This window comes from Desulfuromonas sp. KJ2020 (assembly GCF_024197615.1).
Taxonomy (GTDB): Bacteria; Desulfobacterota; Desulfuromonadia; order Desulfuromonadales; family SZUA-540; genus SZUA-540.
This window is the reverse complement of sequence record NZ_JAKUKE010000001.1, coordinates 534,177-551,933: the sequence shown is the minus strand read 5'-3', so window position 1 is coordinate 551,933 and position 17,757 is coordinate 534,177. Positions and strand designations below refer to the sequence as shown.

Below are 17,757 nucleotides of genomic sequence, written 5' to 3'. Positions count from 1 at the left end.
ACAAGATCGGATTAACGATTGTGGTACGGCTCGTTGCGCAGAATAGTCATGCCGCGGTAGATCTGTTCGAACAGAATAACCCGGGCCATCTGATGCGTAAAGGTCAGGGGCGAGAGAGACAACACCAGATTTGCCCTTTGCCGGACGGCGTCACTAAGGCCGTAGGCCCCGCCGATGACAAAGGCCAGCTCTCCGGTCCCCTGCACCATATGCTGGCCGAGAAAATCCGCCAGCTCCTCCGATGTGCGTATCTTCCCTTTTTCATCCAAGGCAATCACGAAGGTCTCATCGGCTATTCTGGCCAGCAGCCGTTCCCCTTCCCTTTCCCGGAAAAAACCGGGATCCGCCTTCTTTCCCCCTTTTTCCTCCTTGAGTTCGGTGACCGTCAGGGGAAGGTAGCGTTGGACGCGACGGCTGAAATCCTCGGCGGCATCGCGCAGGTAGGATTCGGACAGTCGGCCGACGCAAACCAGGTGGAGCTTCACAGGTTCCTGGCCTTGCGCTCCCAGTGGTACTTCTCAGGGATGTCGATTTCGGCGGCTTCGGACCACAGACCGTCCAGATCGTAAAACTCCCGGACGTTCTCCTGAAAGACGTGCACCATGACATCGCCGTAATCGATAAGGACCCAGCGGCCTTCGTTCATGCCTTCCACGCCGAGAGGCAGGGTGGCATGCTCCTTTTTCAGACCGAGGTGTACCGATTCGGCGATGGCCTGTACCTGGCGATCGGACGAACCGGAAGCGATAACCAGATAATCTGTCAGGGTGGAAATCCCCTGCACTTCGAGAATTCGGACGTTGACGGCCTTTTTTTCTAGTGCGTAGGCTGCACACAGTATAGCGCGGTCTTTGGATTGCAAAAGTCAGAAAACCTTTCTCAGCCTCGGTAGAGGCGTTTCTTGAAGATATATTCTTCCGCCGCGGGGGGCAGGAGGTAGCGGATAGAGCGTCTGTTGGCGATCAGGTGACGGATGTCGGTGGAGGAGATATCCAGAAACGTCTCTTCCAGAAAAATGACGTGATTTCCGCTGCGATGCCTCAGGTTTTTGGAGGAGTCATGATAACAGAAGTCCCCCCGGATGGCAACGGGAAGCAGGCTGGCTGGATCGGCGCAGGCAATGCCAGGACGGCTGGCGACCACAAGGTGGGCGAGCGCGAAGAGGCGGTCATATTCCTTCCAGGTGGAGAGGTCCCGAAAGGAATCCATGCCAATGATGAAATAGAAGTCATCCCCGGGGTTTTCCTCGCGAAGAATCTCCAGGGTGTGGACCGAATAGCTCTTGCCGGGACGCCGGTTCTCGAGATCGGAAGCTGCGAAAAAAGGGTTGTCGGCGATGGCGGCCTGGACCATGGCCAGGCGATGGGCAAAGGCGATGTTGGCCGCCACCTCCTTGTGGGGCGGGGTGGCGGCGGGAAGAAACAGGATACGGTCGAGGCCGCAGACCTCCCGCACCTCTTCGGCGATGCGCAGGTGGGCGTAATGAACCGGGTTGAACGTGCCCCCTAAAATGCCGATTTTCATAGCGCCTTCACCTTGCGTACCACTCCCTAGGCCCTGACCTGCCCGTCCCCCAGCACGACGAATTTCCGGGTGGTCAGATCTTCCAGCCCCATGGGACCAAAAGAGTGCAGTTTGGTGGTGGAGATGCCGATTTCCGCGCCAAGTCCCAGCTGGTTGCCGTCGGAGAAGCGGGAGGAGGCGTTGACCATGACCACGCTGGAATTGACCTCGCGCAGAAAGCGCTGGGAGTTCTCGTAGTCGCGGGTGACGATGGTCTCGGTGTGCAGGGAGCCGTAGCGCTGGATGTGGGCGATGGCTTCCTCCATATCGTCAACCACGCGCACGGCGAGGATAAGATCGAGAAATTCCGCCGACCAGTCCTCCTCCGTCGCGGCCTTGATCTGAGGTGCAAACGAACGGGTGAGGGGGCAGCCGCGCAGTTCGACGCCGTGGCTACGCATGACGGCGGCAATCTGCGGCACGAAGGTCTCGGCGATGTCCTTGTGGATGAGCAGGGTCTCCATGGCGTTGCAGACGCCGGGGCGCTGTACCTTGGCGTTGACGCAGATCCTCTCGGCCATGTCAAAATCGGCGCTGGCGTCGATAAAGGTATGGCAGACCCCCTTGTAGTGTTTGATGACCGGAATACGGGAATTCTCGCTGACGAAGCGGATGAGCCCTTCGCCGCCGCGGGGGATGATCAGGTCGATTTCCTCTTCGAGCTTGAGCAGTTCAAGCACAGCGGCCCGGTCGGTCACGGGGACAACCTGCAGAGCGGCCTTGGGCAGCCCCAGTTTTTCCAGCTGCTGGCGCAGAATGTCACCGATGGCCGTATTGGAGTGAATGGCTTCAGAGCCGCCGCGCAGGATGACGGCATTGCCGCTCTTCAGGCAGAGACCGGCGGCGTCCGCCGTGACATTGGGGCGCGATTCGTAGATGATGCCGATGACGCCCAGGGGGATGCGCATGCGGCCGACCTGGATGCCGTTGGGTCGGCGCCACATGCCGGTGATCTCGCCGACGGGATCGGGCAGGGCCGCCACTTCGCGCAGGCCCTCCGCCATGGCGACGATGCGTTTTTCATCCAGCACCAGCCGGTCGACCATGGCCGGGGCCATCCCCTTGTCACGGGCGGCGGCCAGGTCGTTCTCGTTGGCGGAAATCAGGGCCTCGGCGTTCTGTTCCAGGGCGTCGGCCATGTGCCGCAAAAGATCGTCCTTCACGGCCGAAGAGAGTCGCGCCAAAACGCGCCCGGCCTCTTTGGAAGCGCGGGCCAGTTGAACCATCTGCTCTGCCATATTCATGGTTGTCTCCTTGTCTGTACCACCACCTCCCGGCACCGGTGGCTGTCGAACCAGGGTCAATATCTACCGATCACGCTCAGCCGTTGAGAACGAGGTTGTCCCGGTGGATAATCTCGTCGCCGTACTTGTAGCCGAGGATTTTTTCGATCTCCGTCGATTTTTTACCCATGATGGGAAGGAGTTCGGCCAGGGAGTAGTTGGTGACCCCTTTGCCAAGTTCCTCGCCGGCCAAGGTGTAGAGGCGTACGGCGTCGCCGCGGTCGAATCCCCCTTCCACGCCCTTGATTCCGGAAGGGAGCAGGCTTTTGTGCCCTTCTAGCAGCGCCTTGACGGCTCCTTCGTCGAGGAAGAGTTTGCCGCGCGGCTTTTTGGTAAAGGCGATCCAGTGTTTTTTGGCCGCCATGCGGTTGCGGGCGGGTAGAAAATAGGTGCCGACCTCTTCGCCTTCAAAGAGGCGACGCAGGTTGCCGGGGATAGTGCCGTTGATGATGGCAGTGCCGACACCGTAGAGGGTGGCGCGTTTGGCGGCCTTGAGTTTGGTGCCCATGCCGCCGGTTCCCAGGGTGCCGCTGCCGCCGGCCATCTCTTCGATCTCGGGGGTGATGCGTTCGACCACGGGGATCAGTCGGGCCTTGGGATCCTTGCGCGGGTCCCGGTCATGCAGGCCATTGACGTCGGAGAGGATAACCAGCAAATTGGCTTCCACCAGGTTGGTGACCATGGCGGAGAGGTTGTCATTGTCGCCAAAGCGGATCTCTTCGACCACGACGGTGTCGTTTTCGTTGATGATGGGGATGATGCGGTGGTCGAGCAGGGTCATCAGTGTGTTGCGGGCATTCAGATAGCGGCGCCGGTTGGCGAGATCGTCGCGGGTAAGCAGGACCTGAGCCACCGTCCGTCCCTGCTCGAGAAAGGCGTCCTTGTAACAGCGCATCAGGCGGGTCTGGCCGATGGCGGCGGCGGCCTGCTTCAGGGGGATGGTCTGGGGGCGGCCGCTGATGCCGAGGGCGCCCTTGCCTGCCGCCACGGCCCCGGAGGAGACGAGGATGACTTCGAAGCCGCGGTCGAGCAAATGGCCGACCTCGTCGGTCAGATTGGCTATGACGGCGGGGTCGAGGCCTTCCTCGTTGGAGATGACGCCGCTGCCGATCTTGATGACGACACGCCGCACATGGGAAAGCAGATTCTTGATCATGGTAGATATGCGCGTAAAGTGTTTGAAATCAGGACGAAAAACGAATGGCCATCATAGCCGCCGTCCGAATGCCTGTCAAGGTTCGCTGACGGTGTCGGCCACGGGGCTTTCCCGGCGGCGGTCCAGTTCCTGTCCAATACTTTCCACCAGCTCCTTGACGCCCTCGCCGGTGATGGCCGAGAGGGGGAAGACACGAAAGCCTTGCTGCTCAAAGAAAGGGCGAACGGCGTCGACCTGTTCCCGCACTTCCGTGACATCGAGTTTGGACAGCACGACAAACTGGGTCTTCTGCATCATCTCGGGGTTGTGGCGGGCCAGTTCCTGATTGATAATGCGGAAGTTTTCCAGGGGGTCCCCCTGCTGCATGCCCGACAGGTCGACCAGGTGCAGAAAAAGATCCGTGCGTTCGACGTGGCGTAAAAACCGGGTTCCGAGCCCCTGTCCCTCGCTGGCGCCTTCAATCAGGCCGGGAATGTCGGCCATGACGAAGGTTTTGAAGCCGCCGTAGCGCACAACACCGAGGTTCGGCACCAGGGTAGTGAAGGGATAGTCGGCGATTTTGGGGCGGGCCGCCGAGGTGGCGGCAATCAGGGTGGATTTGCCGGCATTGGGCAGACCGACCAGGCCGACATCGGCCAGCAGTTTGAGTTCAAGACGCAGGGCGCGTTCCTCTCCGGGCGTGCCCGGCTGGGTATGGCGAGGAGCGCGATTGGTGCTGGTCGCAAAGCGGGCGTTGCCGCGTCCGCCCATGCCGCCCTTGAGGAGGCGCACCTGCTGACCGGCTTCGGTAAGGTCGGCCAGCTGCTCGTCGGTGTCGGCATCGTAGATGAGGGTGCCAGCCGGGACGTGGATGACCAGGGCCTCACCGGATTTGCCGTGCATGTTCTTGCCCATGCCGTGGCCGCCGCGTTCGGCCTTGTAGTGAACCTTGTAGCGAAAATCGAGCAGGGTCGAGAGGTTGGAGTCGACTTCGAAGTACACGTCGCCGCCATGGCCGCCGTCGCCGCCGTCGGGACCGCCCATGGGCACGAATTTCTCCCGGCGGAAAGAGAGGCAGCCGCGACCGCCGTCGCCGGCCTTGACAAAGATTTTTACGGAATCAACAAAACGCATGAAAAGCTTCCTGGGGTATTCTGTTCAGTTGGAGACCAAAAGCAAGGGGGTCAGCCGAAATTCGGCGGGCTTGCTTTTCGTATCCATTTTTACCATAAAAAAACCCGAAGTTCTCAATGCGAACCTCGGGTTTTTCCTTGGTTGGATCTGTCGGCAGGACGATCAGTCAGCGTAGACGCTGATTTTCTGGCGATCTTTGCCTTTGCGCTCGAACTTGACTTTGCCGTCGATCAGCGCGTAAAGGGTGTAATCCTTGCCGCAGCCCACGTTGTTGCCGGGGTGGAAGGTCGTGCCACGCTGCCGGACCAGGATGGATCCGGAGGTTACGGCTTCACCACCAAAGCGCTTGACGCCCAAGCGTTTACCAGCGCTGTCACGGCCGTTACGAGAGCTACCAACTCCTTTTTTGTGTGCCATGGTAAATCTCCTTACGCCTCAATACCTGTAATTTTCAGGCGAGTGATAGGCTGACGGTGTCCATAGGTCTTGCGATAGCCTTTGCGCCGCTTGGAATGAAAGACGAGAATCTTCTTGTCTTTATCCTGCTCGACGATCCGCGCTTTGACTTTCGCGCCAGGCAATAGAGGTGCTCCGATTTTAACCTCTTCTCCGCCAACCATGAGGACTTCGGTCAGCTCGATGGAATCTCCCACCGCGCCTTCCAGCTTTTCGACCTTCAACAGGTCGCCTTCGGATACTTTGTACTGTTTCCCTCCGGTTTTGATCACCGCGTACATAATGCGTTTCACCTCACTCTCTCTGTGCTTTTTAGATAGGTAACGCGGCACTATAGGCCCAAACCACCTGTCTGTCAAGGAATAAAAATAGTGTCAGGCCTCAGCCGACCAGGATATCGAACTGCTCGATGTGGAAGTTCGGGCGGGCCGTAATGCTGATCTGCTTTTCGAACTGCCTTTCCAACTCCTCGATGCCGTGTCGCTCCTCGTCGTAGAGCAGGGCGGCGATATCGGGGTGGACCTGCAGGGTCAGGCGGTAGCCGGGCAGGTCGCGGATTTCGCGGCGGATTTCCCGAAAGACCTCGTAGGCCAGGGTGGTGCGGCTTTTCACGTAGCCCTTGCCTTCGCAGTAGGGACAAGGTTCGCAGAGGGTGCGCCCGATGCTTTCGCGCACGCGCTTGCGGGTCATTTCCACCAATCCCAGCTCGGAGATCTTCAGGATGTTGGTCTTGCTCTTGTCGTTCTTCAGGGCTTCTTCCAGGGCCGAATGAACTTTCTCCCGGTGCAGCTCCTTTTCCATGTCGATGAAATCGATGATGATCAGACCGCCGATGTTGCGCAGGCGCAGCTGAAAGGCGATCTCCTTGACGGCCTCCAGGTTGGTCTTGAGGATGGTGTCCTCCAGGTTGTGCTTGCCCACGAAGCGACCCGTGTTGACGTCGATGGCGGTGAGGGCTTCCGTCTGCTCGATGATGATGTAACCGCCGCTCTTGAGCCACACCTTGCGTCCCAAGGCGCGGGCGATTTCCACCTCCAGGCCGAAGGCGTCGAAGATCGGTTCATCCTGGTCGTAAAGCTCGATGTCCACATTAAGCTTGGGCATGAAGGTCTGCAAAAATCGGACGATCTTGTCGTGCTCCTCCTGGGAGTCGACCACGATGCGGCGTACATCCTCGGTCAGGATGTCGCGCAGCACCTTGCTGGTGACGTCGAGATCCGAATGGATGAGGCAGGGCGCCTTTTTGTTCTCCTTGCGCTTGGCGATGTCCTTCCAGAGGCCGACCAGGAACTCGACGTCGGCGCGCAGATCCTCCTCGCTCTTGCCTTCAGCGGCGGTGCGCACGATGAAGCCGGTGCCCTGGGGGCGGATGCTTTCAATGATGAGGCGCAGGCGATCCTTCTCCTCTTCGTTTTCGATGCGGCGGGAGATGCCGATGTGATCAACGGTCGGCATATAGACCAGGTGGCGGCCCGGCAGCGAAATGTGGGAGGTGATGCGGGCGCCCTTGGTGCCGATGGGCTCCTTGGCGACCTGGGCCAGGATGATCTGTCCTTCCTGCAGCAGGTCTTCGATGGGAGGCAGCGGCGGTCGATCGTCGTCCCCGCCTTCGCTGGGCTTGGCGTGCTGGCTGGCCCCTTCGACGAACTGCTCGACCGCTTCCATTTCATCGAGGACGTCGGCCACGTAGAGAAAGGCGGCCTTTTCCAGGCCGATGTCGACGAAGGCCGCCTGCATGCCGGGCAGAACCCGGATGACCTTCCCCTGGTAGATGTTGCCCACGATCCCCCGTTCCCGACTCCGTTCAATATAGAGTTCGGCGATGTGCCCGCTCTCCAGCAGGGCGACACGGGTTTCGTGGGAGGTGGTGTTGATGACCAGCTCTTTGGTCATGGCTCCTCCCTGTCAAAAAAAGGTTTATATAAAATTTCTGAAAATGCGTTTTCTATTGGTCGAGCACCGTCGCCGTCTTGCGGATGCGTAGCGCCCGTACCTGATCCGGCGAAAGGCCGAGCAGGTGGGCGGTCAGGGCGGTGGGGCTGCCCTGCTTCATGTGCAGCATCAGGGCACCGTCGGCCAGATCCAGGCCGAGGACCCAGGGGCGCATATCGACGTTGACGGTCTGGCGACCCTTCTCCTTGCTGTGCGGCACTTCGGCCGCGTCCAGAAAGGCGGCGAGGCGTTCCGGCAGATCGGCGGGTACCTCTTGCGGTAGCTCGACGCGATAAATAACTTCCCGAATACAGGCCGAGGGCGAAGGGGTCTGCCAAGGCAGGCCGGCCCCCTCCAGCACCCGGAAGCCTTCGGGCAGCTGGGCGTTCAGGGTGCTGACGACCTGCTGGGACGTCCAGGGCTGAAAGAGCTCGAGGTCAATGATCTCGGCGTCGCTTTCGACCCCCGTTGGCAGCGCGTCGGGGAAAGAGATGCGCGGCTGCGGGCTGAACCCGGCCGAGAAGCGGACCGGAATGTGCCCCCGGCGCACCGCCCGGTGAAAGAGGGTCATGAATTCGAGATGGCCGACGAAGCGGGCCTTGCCCTCTTTGCGCACCCGCAGGCGCACCTTGTAGCGCTCCTCGCTGACCGGTTTATTATCCGCCGCGGTTTCCAGGGACTTGACCACTGCCGTCGTGGCAGTCAGGCGCATGCGCAGCTGGTCGAAATCGCAGACGCCGCACTGACTGCACGGCCCGGTGCGGCAGTCGGGGGTATAGGTCCCCGTCAGAGCCCGTTGACGTTCCTGCCTGAAAAAGGCCTTGGGGATGCCGCAATCGAGGTGGTCCCAGGGCAGGGTCTCCTCCTCCGAGCGCTCGCGCAGATACCAGGCGGGTTCGAGGCCGCTCTCGGCGAAAGCCTGCATCCAGCGCTCAAAATTGAAGTGTTCCTGCCAGCCATCAAAGCGGCAGCCGAGATCGACCGCCCGTTCGAGCACCTGGCCCAGGCGCCGATCGCCCCGGGCGAAGACCCCTTCGAGAAAGGAGAGCTGGGCGTCGTGCCATTTCAGGCGCATCTTGCGGTTTTTCAGGCCATCGCGCAGCAGGTGCTGGCGGCGTAGCGTCTCGTCGATACCGATCTGCGCTTCCCATTGAAAGGGGGTATGGGCCTTGGGCACGAAAGTCGACACGGAAGGGGCCACGTCGGCGCCGCCTTCCGTCCCCTTGCCGCTGCGCTTGACCTTGACGGCCAGATCGATGATGGCCTCGATGTCCTCATCGGTCTCCGTGGGCAGGCCCATCATGAAATAGAGTTTGATGCGGCGCCAGCCCAAAGTGAAAGCGTTGTGGGTGGCGGTGAGCAGATCTTCTTCGGTGATCCCCTTGTTGATGACCTGGCGCAGGCGCTCGGTTCCGGCCTCGGGGGCGAGGGTGAAGCCGGTCTTGCGCACTTTTTTGATCTCTTCCATCAACTCCGGCGTCAGCGAGCCGACGCGCAGGCTGGGGAGGGACACCGCCACCTTGCGGCGGGCGTAGCGGTTCATCAATTCTTTAAGCAGCGGTTCGATGCAGCTGTAGTCGCCGGTTGACAGGGAGAGGAGGGAGACTTCCTCGTAGCCGGAACCTTCCAACGCCTGGTCGATAAGTTCGACAATCTTTTGCGGACTGCGCTCGCGCACCGGCCGATAGATATAACCCGCCTGGCAGAAACGACAGCCGCGGGTGCAGCCGCGGGCGATTTCCATGGCGACGCGGTTATGCACGGTATTCATGAAGGGGACAATGGGCGCCGTGGGGTAAGGGGCGGTCTCCAGGTCGTTGAGAAAGCGCCGGTGGACGCGGGGATAGTCGGCTGTTTCCGGCTGGATGGCGGCGACGGTGCCATCCTCGTGGTAGCGTACCTCAAACAGAGACGGCACGTAGACGCCTTCGATGACGCTCAGCCGGCGCAGCAAGGTGTCGCGATCCTCCTGGGCGGCCTTGGAGGCGCGGACAGCCTCGCAGAGTTCGATCACCGCCTCCTCGGCGTCGCCGATCACGGCGCAGTCGAAGAAGTCGGCCAGGGGCTCGGGGTTGTAGGCGCAGGGGCCGCCGACGACCACCAGGGGGTGGGTGTCGGCGCGTTGCTGGCGCCGGCGGGGGATGCCGCCGAGGTCGAGCATGTTAAGCACGTTGCTGTAGGACAGCTCGTACTGCAGGGTGAAGCCTACCAGGTCGAAGTCGGCCAGGGGGCGTTCCGTTTCCAGGGAAGCCAGGGGGGTGTCGCTGGCGCGCAGATGCGCCTCCATGTCGGGCCAGGGCGCATAGACCCGCTCGGCCGCAATGGACGCCTGGGTGTTGAGCACCGAGTAGAGAATGGCGAAGCCCAGGTGGCTCATGCCCACTTCGTAGACATCGGGGAAGGCCAGGGCAAAGCGCAGGTCGACCGTTTCCTGGTCTTTTTTGATGCTGCCCAGTTCGCCGCCCAGGTAGCGCGAAGGGCGATTGATCTGAGAAAAAATATGGTGTAAGTCGTTGCGGGACAAATGGATTTCTTTCTGTGGTTTGGCGGTTGAAAATCATACACTTTATCATGCCCCTGTTTGTGCTAACAAGGTCTTTTTTCGGCGCGACGGCGAGGGTCTGCTTGCACTTTTTCCGGGGCCCACGTAGAATGCGCCAGGCTCATAGAAGCATGGCGCATAAGGCCTCGGGGAGGAAAACATGGTGGATGATCGCTGGGAAGACGAAGAAAACGACGGGGAAGAGAGCTTTGCCGAACTGCTGGAACAGAGCTTTGTTGGCGGGAAGAGTCTAACACCGGGCCAGAAGGTGGAGGCGGACATCCTCCAGATTACGGCCGATTGGGTCTTTCTCGATGTCGGCCAGAAGGGCGAGGGGGTGCTCGATCGCAAGGAACTCCTTGATGCCGAAGGGAAGCTGACTGTCACCGAAGGTGACCGGATCTCAGCCTATTTCGTTTCTCGCGCCGGCGGGGAACTGCGTTTCACCACCCGCATGGGAGGCGCTGGCACCGGCAGCGCCCAGCTGGAAGAAGCCTGGCGCAGCGGCATCCCCGTGGACGGCCTGGTGGAAAAAGAGATCAAGGGGGGCTACGAGGTCAAATTGGCCGGTCAGGTGCGGGCCTTCTGCCCCTACTCGCAGATGGCCCTGCGCCGCACCGAGGACCCGGGTCAGTTCGTCGGGCGCCATCTGCCCTTCAAAATCAGCCGCTATGAAGAGCAGGGGCGCAACATCGTGGTGTCCCACCGGGTCATTCTGGAAGAGGAACAGCAACAGCAGCGGGAACAGCTGCGGCAGACCCTGCAGGAAGGGATGACCGTGGCTGGCACCGTTACTTCTCTGCGCGATTTCGGCGCCTTTGTCGATATTGGCGGCCTCGAGGGGCTACTGCCCATCTCGGAAGTGGGCTGGGGGCGGGTTGAGGATATCGGCGAGGTTCTCGCCGTTGGCCAGCCGGTGCAGGTGGTCATCAAGAAGCTCGATTGGGACAATCAGCGATTTTCCTTCAGCCTGAAGGAGACCCTGGCCGATCCCTGGGAGCGGGCGCCTCTGCAGTTCCCCGAGGGTTCCGTGCAGCAGGGCCAGGTCGCGCGCCTGACGCCTTTTGGCGCCTTTGTCACCCTCGCCGACGGTATCGACGGCCTCATTCATATCTCCAAGCTCGGCGCGGGCAAGCGCATCAACCACCCCCGCGAGGTTGTGCAAGAAGGGCAGCGCCTGGAAGTGCGGGTCGAATCGGTGGACAGTCAGAGCCGCCGCATCTCCCTGGCTTTGGCCGGTACTGAAACCGAGAGCAAAGCGGTCGAGGTCCAGGAAGATTTCGGCGCCTACCTAAAGGAGCAGCCGGCCTCCTCCATGGGGACCCTAGGCGATCTGTTGCGTCAGGCCGACCGTAAGAAGAAGTAGCAAAACCCATGATTGGTGATAAGCAGCGCCCCATGCTGCGCTTTTTGATCGTCCAGAGCACGGCTTCCGTCGTCGGCCTGCAGGGCTGGATGATTCTCTTCAACAACTTCGCCGTTGAGGAAGCCGGTCTCAACGGGCAGCAGATCGGTATGCTCGGCTCCATTCGCGAGGTTCCCGGGTTTCTGGCCCTGCTGGCCGTCTTCGTCCTGCTCGTCCTGCGGGAGCACCGTCTCTCGGCCCTATCCGTGACCCTGCTCGGTCTGGGCGTCGGGCTGACGGGCTTTTTCCCCAGCTATTCTGGCCTCATCCTGACCACTCTCATCATGAGCTTCGGCTTTCACTACTACGAGACCACCAACCAGTCCCTCACCCTGCAGTATTTCAGCACCGCCGTTTCACCCCTCATTTTCGGCCGCCTGCGCAGCCTGGCTGCAGCCACCAGCATCCTGGTCGGCCTGCTGATCTTCCTCATGGGCCAGAGCCTGAGCTACCGCACGATGTTTCTGGTCATCGGCGCCCTGGTGACAGCGGCCGGCATCTGGGGACTCTGGCAGGATCCCACCCACCGCAACCTGGCCCCCCAGCGCACCGAGATGGTCTTTCGCCGCCAATATGCCCTCTTCTATTTCCTCACCTTCATGTCCGGGGCGCGGCGTCAGATCTTCATGGCCTTTGCCGTGTTTCTCATGGTCAAGGTCTTTGCCTTCTCGGTGACGGAGATCACCCTGCTCTTCGTCGTCAACAACGCCGTCAACTTCTTTCTCAGCCCCGCCATCGGCCGGGCCATCGTGCGTTTTGGCGAGCGCGCCATCCTCTCGGTGGAATACGCCGGCCTGATTGTCATCTTTCTGCTCTACGCCACCACCGAGTCGCGCTGGGTGGTCGTGGCCCTGTACATCCTCGACCATATCCTTTTCAACTTCGCCATCGCCATCCGCACCTATTTCCAGAAGATTGCCGAGCCGGGGGATATCGCCCCGAGCATGGCCGTGAGCTTCACCATCAACCACATTGCCGCTGTGGTCATCCCCGCCATCGGCGGCGCTCTGTGGATGGTCGACTACAGCATTCCCTTTGTGGCCGGGGCGGTGATGAGCCTAATCTCCCTGGTCGCCGTGCAGCGCATACCCCGCCTGAAACGAGCCTGAGTCGAGGTCGCCATGGTAATCCGCCGGATTCTACGGGAATACGAAAAATTGCTGGCGAGCGCCGATCGCTGGTTCGATACCTGTACCAGCGCCGCTGGAGAGGCCATCACCTGCCGGAAGGGGTGCGCCCAGTGTTGCCGGGGCCTCTTCGATATCACCCTGCTCGATGCCTGGCTGCTCAAAGAGGCTTTCGATCGCCTGCCCGCCACGGTGCGCCAGCCGGTGCTGGCCAAGGCGCTGGTACGTTTGGAGGCTCTGCAGGAGGAGTGGCCCCAGCTGCAACCCCCCTATCTTCTCAACCTGCTCCCCCACGAAGAGTGGATGGAGACCCCCGAAGACGATCTCACCCCGTGCTCGCTGCTCGATGAACAGGGGCTGTGCCTGGTCTATGAGGCGCGGCCTCTGACCTGCCGTCTGCACGGCCTGCCGCACGTCGATGTGAGTGGGGAGGTTTTTGCCGAGGAGTGGTGCACTTTAAACTTTGTCGGGACGGATCCGCTCAAAAAGGCAGAGCTGCGCTGGCACTTTCGCCAGACCTTTCTCCAGCAGCTCCAGTTGATGCGGGAGTTGACGCAGCAGTTGACAGGATATCCCGTTCACGAGGTCGACACCTTCATCCCGCTTGCGCTGCTGGCCGATTACACGGCCTGCGATTGGCGGGCTCTGGGTCTGCAAAGCCCTCCCTCATCTCTCGTCGACAAGACTTAGAAAGAGCGGTCAGGCCAGTCGTCAAAATCGAGAACGGGACTTCCGTCAACCAGGAGGGTCATGGACGTCGTGTGTCTGGCGCGGTTGAAGCGGATGCGCAGTTCCTGGTTGCACCAGGTAGTGGAGAAGGGATATTCCGGGTCGCTGGTAGCCTCCCAGCGCTGGACCTGCTTTAGCGTTTTGAGCCATCTGGATTCAGCGGACATGGATCCTCCTGGAGACGGTGATCCCCGTTGGACGATTGCCGCTGAAAAAGGTTTACGAAAAAATTATTTTTCGCGCTAGCGACGCCTTGCTCCGACAAAGGTATAATGGCCTAAAGCTGTTCCGAGGGGGGGCGGAATGCATGGCGCCTTGCGGATTCCCTTCGGCGGAAGGAGGTTTGTCATGTTCAGAACGTTCGCGACCTGGTTTCTGGCTGTCGGTTTGTCTTTGGGGGGTGTCGCACTTGCCGCGGAGGTGCAGATGCGGCCGGGGCTATGGGAGATAAGCAGCCGGCTGGAGATGCCCGGGATGCCCATGCAGATGCCGGCGATGACCCACACCCAATGCCTGAGCAAGGAAGATCTCGTCCCGCAGCGGGCCGAGTCCGACCAGCAGTGTCGCCTGCTGGAAAACACGGTGTCCGGCAATATGGTGCGATGGGTGATGCAGTGCACCTCGGACGAGGGCACGACGACGGCCCGGGGCGAGGTGACCTATCAGGGGGATAGTTTTAAGGGCCAGGTCCGCATGGAGACCGTTCTTCCCGGGCAGGAACCGATGAAAATGATCAGTTACACGACGGGAAAGAGAATCGGGGACTGCCCCTGATTCACCGTCCGCAACTGTTTTTGGAGATCTTCAGCGCGGCCTGTCGCCATAGGACGCAGGCCGCCACTCCATAATGGCTTCGACCAGCAGGCCGATGGGGATGGCGGTAAGAATGGTGAGGACGGAGCGAGAGATGGAGAAGCTCCAGCCGAGAAACTGCACCTCCAGAGGAATCATCGGAATCTTCACGGCATAGGCGGCCAGCACGGCGGTAATGACGGCCCAGCGCGCCCCCTGGGCGCGGATGCTCTGCAGCAAGGGGAAGATGATATAGGCCGGTCCGATAAGCACCGTGCCGCAGGCCGCGGCGATCACCAGGGCTTTCCAGCCCCCTTCCTTGCCCAGCATGGCGGCGACCTTGTCGCGGCTGATCCACACCTGCAGCAAACCCATCAGACCAAAGACCGAAATGATAATAAGCAGTACGGAGCCGAAGGTGCGTCCGCTCACCGCCAGGGCTTCCTGCGCCCGCTCCGGGGCGACCTGAAAGGCCCACAGGTAGAGGACGACCACGGACAGCAGCAGCCATTGGGAGCGCAGCAGCTTGATCCCTCTGTCGAGGAGAGTGCCCGCCGGGGTCATATAATCGCTCCCATGAGCAGCCCGATGACAAGGGCGGCGACAAAGGCCATGCCGTTCCGCAGCAGGGCGTAGCGGGCACCGAAGACGCCCATCTCAAAAGGCAGGGTGACCACGCCGACGGAGACCCAGGAGACGATGAAGGCGGCGATGGCCGGCGGCCAGGCACCGGCGGAAAGCAGGGTGCCGGCCAGGGGGAAGGCCGCCGCCGGCGGACCGATGGCGACAGCGCCCATGCCGCCGCCGAGGAGAAGGCTGATGGGCCCGGAGGACTCCCCCAGGATTTTTTCAATCAGTTCCGGCGGGATAAAGACTTGAAAGAGGCCGACCAGTCCAAAGACGGCGACGAGCAGGGGAAAGAGGCGCCACAGGGATAGCCCGGCGATCTTGAGGCTCTTGCGCGTCTTCTCCGGAGAATTGCTGGAGCTGAAGCCGTAGGCAATCAGAATGAGGACCAGGTAGGTCAGGCCGACGGCGCTCATGGGTGGACTCCAGGCTGTTTCACAAATCGGAACACGAAAAAGACTCCATGAAGAGCGGGGTCAGCACCACCGCCCTTCCCTTTAGTGGTGGGCAAAAACGACCTGAACATCCTGCCGGTGGGCCGGGTCTATCTGCCAGAGGGGGCGGGTGGTGAAGTGGAAAAGCCGGGCGATGACGAGGTCGGGAAACTGGTCGAGGCGGATATTGTAGAAGGTGACCGACTCGTTGTACAGCTCGCGGCGGTCAGCGATCTGGTCCTCCAGGTCGCTGATGCGGGCGCCGAGATTGCGGAAGGCGACATCGGCCTTGAGGTCGGGGTAGCGTTCCACCACCATGAAGAGGGAGCGCAGGGTCTCGGTCAGGGCGTTCTGGGCTCCCATCCTCTCCTGGTCGCTGCCGGCGTTGTTGATGGCCGAGCGGGCCTTGACGACTTCTTCCAGGGTCTTCTGCTCGTGCTGCATGTAGCCTTCACAGACCTTGATGAGCTTGGGCAGTTCGTCGAAGCGTTGTTTGAGCAGCACGTCGATATTGCTCCAGGCCTTGTCGATGGTGTTTTTCAGGTGAATAAAACCGTTGTACAGGACCACGGCGTACAGAATCAGGGCCGCGAGAATGAGCAGGAAAGCGGCGAAAACGATCCAGCCTGTCATAAGTATCTCCTCGTGAAAGGGAAGGTTAAGGGCCGGTCAGTAGCGGGACCAGCCGAGTCAGAGACCAGAAAGCCGCCGCCACGGCGGCGAGGAAAAGGGGAATGGCGGTCAGGCCGTAGTTGCGGGTCAGGTGCGCCTCCGAGGGTGTTTCGGCGATGATGAAGGGCAGGCGGCGGTGCGGATCGCGGCCGATAATCACCGTGCCCCGCCCGCGGCTGTCGGTGGCATGAAGCGCCTGGTGCAGGGCCTCTTCTTCAGCGGCCTGCCGCGCCTCGTCCCATTCGTCCGGGCTGAGATGGCCGTCCCGGTTTTTATCGAACTGCTGCCGTTTCGCCGCATCCTGCTTATAGCCCTGCAGAATCGCGCGGGTGCGTTCCCGCAGGGTCGGTGCCGGGGAGCGCTCCTGGTAGGCCTGTCCGAGAATATAGACCGGGCTCCCCTCGTGAATCAACTCCTCCACCCATTTTTCATCGGGGTCCTTGCCCCGCACGAGCAGGCTCGTCTGGCCGGGGTAGCCTTCCTGGCTCGACTTGGGCCGCACGCGAGCGCCCTGGGGGTCGATGATGACGCGGCCGCTGCCGTCGTCGAGCAGAAAAGGGACGTAGCCGCTGTCCTGCGTGCTCACCAGGTTCCAGGTGTGGTTACGATCGTCGCGCCGGTATTTTTTCAGGCGGTAATAGACGCAGGGGGACTGGGTCATGGGGGAGACCAGGGCATAGCGCCGCCGGGCGCGACCGTGGACCTCGACCATTCCCAGGGCCAGGGAGCGTATGCGGCTGGTGGGGGTGTTTTCCAGCAGACGCTTGAGGCGGATGAAATGAAAGCCGCTCGCCAGCAGAATGGCGGAAAGGAGGGCTGGCAGCACGCCGGTTCTGATCCCCTGGCGGAAGAATTCGCCCAGCAGCCGGTTGTTATGCCCCATAAGCAGGGCGAAACCAGCGCCGACGGCCGCCATGGTAAAAAAGACCGCGATGGGCCGCGTGAAAAAGTGCCGCGATTGGCGGGTATCCGGCGGTGGGGGCGGCAGGCCCCGCCAGGAGGAAGGGTTGGGTGCCGTCGTGGGCTCCGTTTCGGCAGCCGCCTCGTCCATCTTCGTTACGCCGGCGACGGCCGCCAGCAGGGGGGCGACTCCTGCCTCCGGTTCGGGTTTGCCTGGTTTCGCCTCGGCCTGAGCCCGCCGCAGATCGGCCAGGCGCCAGCCGAAGAGGGTGAGCCGGTTGAGATTCTCCGGTGACGCTTTTTCGCCGAGTTTCGTTTCGTCGAGCAGACAGCCGGGGAGCTGGGCCAGGCCGAATTCGGTGTTCAGGGTAAAGTCGTCGGTCTGGCGGCGCAAAAGCTGAACCAGCTGATGGAGGTTTTCCGCCCCACTCAGGCCCGCCCGCTCACCCAGCCCTTGGGGGTTGAAGCGCCCGGGTACAAAACGCAGGGCTTCGGCGATCCGCCCGTCGTCATCCAACAGGTAGACGTCGAGTACAGGCTGGGCCCGCAGGATGATGCGATAGTGTTGGCGGGAATCGAGAGGGACGATGTGCTCCTGGCCGCGGTAGGCGTTTTGGGCCAAGAGGTTCTTGATGTGGCGTTTGGCCAGGGTGCCGCTTAGGTCGGCCAGCACAGCCAGGACGGTGGCTCCCCGGGGCAGCGCGGTCGTGCCTTTTTCGGTTGTGAAATAAAGGGTCTCCGGGGTAAGGCGGATCTCCCGCACCCGGGCGGGCGCGAAGGTGGGTCGGGTTGGCTGCACGACCCAGACGGCGACACCCGCCTGCTGCAGAGGCGCGGCCATGGCGGTCAGGCGGTCGTGGTCACCCCGGGCCAGCAGGGCTTTGCCGGCGCCGAGCAGGCGCTGGCGGGCCTGATAGCTGTCGAGTCCGTACTGCGCCAACAAAAAGCGGAGGACATCTGCCAGCCCCTCCGGCTCGACGGCGGTCTTTTCGACGAGGAGAAGATATTCCGACGTGCCTGGCATGG

The 17,757-nt window shown here is 61.5% G+C and carries 19 protein-coding genes; 4 read left to right on the top strand and 15 right to left on the bottom strand.

Features of this window, described 5'->3' with window-relative positions; translation table 11 throughout:
• Positions 1 to 11: 11 nt before the first annotated feature.
• The 10 genes from MJO47_RS02540 to MJO47_RS02495 all read right to left on the bottom strand — a co-directional run bounded on the left by MJO47_RS02540 (position 12) and on the right by MJO47_RS02495 (position 10,027).
• Entirely contained in the window at positions 12 to 485 is a 474-nt protein-coding gene (locus tag MJO47_RS02540; protein WP_253959544.1) for a 23S rRNA (pseudouridine(1915)-N(3))-methyltransferase RlmH, read from the bottom strand.
• Positions 482 to 862 carry a ribosome silencing factor gene (gene rsfS / locus MJO47_RS02535; RefSeq protein ID WP_253959543.1) on the bottom strand — a complete coding sequence of 127 codons (381 nt, stop codon included), beginning with the start codon at positions 860 to 862 and terminating at the stop codon, positions 482 to 484. The genes MJO47_RS02540 and rsfS overlap by 4 nt, the downstream gene beginning before the upstream one ends.
• Positions 863 to 879: 17 nt before the next feature.
• Positions 880 to 1,524, bottom strand: coding sequence for a nicotinate-nucleotide adenylyltransferase (gene nadD / locus MJO47_RS02530; RefSeq protein WP_253959542.1), 645 nt, complete (start codon positions 1,522 to 1,524; stop codon positions 880 to 882).
• Between the two features lie 26 nt (positions 1,525 to 1,550).
• Positions 1,551 to 2,807 carry a glutamate-5-semialdehyde dehydrogenase gene (locus MJO47_RS02525; protein WP_253959541.1) on the bottom strand — a complete coding sequence of 419 codons (1,257 nt, stop codon included), beginning with the start codon at positions 2,805 to 2,807 and terminating at the stop codon, positions 1,551 to 1,553.
• A 76-nt stretch (positions 2,808 to 2,883) separates the two neighbouring features.
• The gene (proB, locus tag MJO47_RS02520; RefSeq protein WP_253959540.1) at positions 2,884 to 4,002 is read right to left on the bottom strand and encodes a glutamate 5-kinase; all 1,119 of its coding nucleotides are present in this window, start codon (positions 4,000 to 4,002) and stop codon (positions 2,884 to 2,886) included.
• 75 nt (positions 4,003 to 4,077) lie between these two features.
• Positions 4,078 to 5,115 (bottom strand): GTPase ObgE, encoded by a 1,038-nt coding sequence (gene obgE, locus MJO47_RS02515; protein WP_253959539.1) that lies wholly within the window; start codon positions 5,113 to 5,115, stop codon positions 4,078 to 4,080.
• A gap of 162 nt (positions 5,116 to 5,277) precedes the next feature.
• Entirely contained in the window at positions 5,278 to 5,532 is a 255-nt protein-coding gene (gene rpmA, locus MJO47_RS02510) for a 50S ribosomal protein L27 (protein WP_155877351.1), read from the bottom strand.
• 11 nt (positions 5,533 to 5,543) lie between these two features.
• Positions 5,544 to 5,852, bottom strand: a complete 309-nt coding sequence (gene rplU, locus MJO47_RS02505) for a 50S ribosomal protein L21 (RefSeq protein ID WP_155877758.1) — start codon at positions 5,850 to 5,852, stop codon at positions 5,544 to 5,546.
• A 100-nt stretch (positions 5,853 to 5,952) separates the two neighbouring features.
• The gene (locus MJO47_RS02500) at positions 5,953 to 7,464 is read right to left on the bottom strand and encodes an Rne/Rng family ribonuclease (protein ID WP_253959538.1); all 1,512 of its coding nucleotides are present in this window, start codon (positions 7,462 to 7,464) and stop codon (positions 5,953 to 5,955) included.
• A gap of 52 nt (positions 7,465 to 7,516) precedes the next feature.
• Positions 7,517 to 10,027 (bottom strand): TIGR03960 family B12-binding radical SAM protein, encoded by a 2,511-nt coding sequence (locus MJO47_RS02495; protein WP_253959537.1) that lies wholly within the window; start codon positions 10,025 to 10,027, stop codon positions 7,517 to 7,519.
• 178 nt (positions 10,028 to 10,205) lie between these two features.
• On the opposite strand from MJO47_RS02495, the gene rpsA reads away from it, so the two are divergent.
• Genes rpsA through MJO47_RS02480 form a run of 3 tightly spaced genes read left to right on the top strand, consistent with a single transcriptional unit; the run spans position 10,206 to position 13,267 of the window.
• On the top strand, positions 10,206 to 11,411 hold the full coding sequence (rpsA, locus tag MJO47_RS02490; RefSeq protein ID WP_253959536.1) for a 30S ribosomal protein S1: 1,206 nt from the start codon (positions 10,206 to 10,208) through the stop codon (positions 11,409 to 11,411).
• Between the two features lie 8 nt (positions 11,412 to 11,419).
• Complete coding sequence (locus tag MJO47_RS02485; protein WP_253959535.1) at positions 11,420 to 12,559, top strand: MFS transporter; 1,140 nt, start codon at positions 11,420 to 11,422, stop codon at positions 12,557 to 12,559.
• 12 nt (positions 12,560 to 12,571) lie between these two features.
• A complete protein-coding gene (locus MJO47_RS02480) occupies positions 12,572 to 13,267 on the top strand; it encodes a YkgJ family cysteine cluster protein (RefSeq protein ID WP_253959534.1) in 696 nt (231 codons plus the stop codon).
• Here MJO47_RS02480 and MJO47_RS02475 read toward each other — a convergent pair.
• Entirely contained in the window at positions 13,264 to 13,473 is a 210-nt protein-coding gene (locus tag MJO47_RS02475) for a hypothetical protein (protein ID WP_253959533.1), read from the bottom strand. The genes MJO47_RS02480 and MJO47_RS02475 overlap by 4 nt on opposite strands.
• A gap of 181 nt (positions 13,474 to 13,654) precedes the next feature.
• On the opposite strand from MJO47_RS02475, the gene MJO47_RS02470 reads away from it, so the two are divergent.
• Positions 13,655 to 14,080, top strand: a complete 426-nt coding sequence (locus MJO47_RS02470; protein ID WP_253959532.1) for a DUF3617 domain-containing protein — start codon at positions 13,655 to 13,657, stop codon at positions 14,078 to 14,080.
• A gap of 30 nt (positions 14,081 to 14,110) precedes the next feature.
• Here MJO47_RS02470 and MJO47_RS02465 read toward each other — a convergent pair whose 3' ends face one another.
• From MJO47_RS02465 to MJO47_RS02450, 4 genes are all read right to left on the bottom strand, one after another.
• Positions 14,111 to 14,662 (bottom strand): permease, encoded by a 552-nt coding sequence (locus MJO47_RS02465; RefSeq protein WP_253959531.1) that lies wholly within the window; start codon positions 14,660 to 14,662, stop codon positions 14,111 to 14,113.
• A complete protein-coding gene (locus tag MJO47_RS02460) occupies positions 14,659 to 15,141 on the bottom strand; it encodes a permease (protein WP_253959530.1) in 483 nt (160 codons plus the stop codon). Before MJO47_RS02460 ends, MJO47_RS02465 begins: the two co-directional genes overlap by 4 nt.
• Positions 15,142 to 15,222: 81 nt before the next feature.
• Positions 15,223 to 15,792, bottom strand: coding sequence for a LemA family protein (locus tag MJO47_RS02455; RefSeq protein ID WP_253959529.1), 570 nt, complete (start codon positions 15,790 to 15,792; stop codon positions 15,223 to 15,225).
• Positions 15,793 to 15,817: 25 nt separating this feature from the next.
• Positions 15,818 to 17,755: an E3 ubiquitin ligase family protein gene (locus tag MJO47_RS02450; protein ID WP_253959528.1), complete on the bottom strand. Its 1,938-nt coding sequence runs from the start codon at positions 17,753 to 17,755 to the stop codon at positions 15,818 to 15,820.
• Between the last annotated feature and the right edge of the window lie 2 nt (positions 17,756 to 17,757).